General features: G+C 70.4%; 1 protein-coding gene. It reads right to left on the bottom strand.

From position 1 onward, the window contains the following. The coding region (locus tag ACIPIA_RS16950; RefSeq protein WP_400511169.1) for an HAD-IC family P-type ATPase at positions 1-1,044 on the bottom strand (1,044 nt) is incomplete at both ends.

Genomic DNA, 1,044 nt, shown 5'->3' with positions numbered 1-1,044 from the left:
GCCACGACATCGGTCACGCGCGGCTTGCCCTGCGTGAGGGTGCCGGTCTTGTCGAAGGCGACGAGCCCGGTCCTGGCGGCCGTCTCGATGACGATCCCGCCCTTCATCAGCAGGCCCTGCCGGGCGCCGGCCGAAAGAGCGGCCGCGATCGAGGCGGGGACCGAGATGACGAGCGCACAGGGGCAGCCGATCAGCAGCAGCGCCAGCGCGCGGTAGGTCCAGACCGACCATTCGGCGCCGAACAGCAGCGGCGGGGCCAGTGCGACGAGCAAGGCAAGGCCGACGATCGCCGGCATGTACCAGCGCGAGAAGCGGTCGATGAAGCGTTCGGTCGGCGCGCGCGCCTCCTGCGCTTCCTCGACGAGGCGGATGATGCGGGCAATGGTGTTGTCCTCGGCCGCCTTGTCGACGCGCACGCGCAGGGCGGCCTCGCGGTTGACCGAGCCGGCGAAGACGGGCTCTCCGACGCCCTTCGTCCTGGGCACGGATTCGCCGGTGACAGGGCTCTCGTCGATGCCGGAGACGCCGTCGGTGATCTCGCCGTCGGCCGGGATACGGTCGCCCGGGCGGACCAGGACGATCTGACCGATGCTCAGGCCCGCGGCATCGACCTGACGGGTCGCGCCGTTCTCCTCGACGAGAGCCGTCTTCGGAACGAGATCGCCCAGAGCCCGGATCGAGGCGCGGGCACGATCGGCCGCGACGCCTTCCAGCACCTCTCCGACCGCGAAGAGGAAGACGACCAATGCAGCTTCCTCGGCGGCGCCGATGAAGAGCGCGCCGATGGCGGCGATCGTCATCAGCATCTCGATGGTGAAAGGGATGCCGGCGCGCGCCGCTGCAAAGGCGCGCCTCGCCACTGGCACGACGCCGACGAGGCAGGCCAGGATAAAGGCCCAATGGCCGATATCCGCCCAGAGCAGGCGCGCGGCGTAGGCTGCCGCGAGAAGCAGGCCGGTGCCGATCACGAGCCGGCCCTTGCCCGTCTGGTACCAACTCGTGCCGTCGGGCGTCACGTCATGGACATGGCCGGGCAGGCCGTGG

It is taken from the genome of Allobosea sp. CER48, assembly GCF_044752385.1.
GTDB lineage: Bacteria > Pseudomonadota > Alphaproteobacteria > Rhizobiales > Beijerinckiaceae > Allobosea.
This window is presented reverse-complemented; position numbering and strand designations above follow the sequence as displayed.